General features: G+C 69.5%; 1 protein-coding gene. It reads right to left on the bottom strand.

Annotated features, from left to right (window positions below; all coding sequences use genetic code 11):
* The coding region (locus AC0IX4_RS23210) for an alpha/beta fold hydrolase (RefSeq protein ID WP_471831434.1) at positions 1 to 249 on the bottom strand (249 nt) is incomplete at both ends.

A 249-nucleotide genomic window follows, 5' to 3' on the forward strand; every position in this document is an offset into this window, starting at 1 on the left:
CTCCAGGATCGCCCCGATGACTCGGTCGACGAGGGCATTGGGGATGTCGTGAGCCATGCCGTCCACGCGCACGAGTGTGGAGCCCTTCACAGCCTTCGCGATGGCCTTGCCACCGGCCGGCCGGCCGAGAGGATCGGCTGTCCCGTGGATGACGACGGTCGGGGCGGTGATCCGTTTCGCGTACTTCGCCAGGCGGCCCGGTCCCGTGATGGCGGCGAGTTGGCGCACGATGCCCGCGGGGTAGTAGCC

This window comes from Rhodococcus sp. AC861, assembly GCF_979256035.1.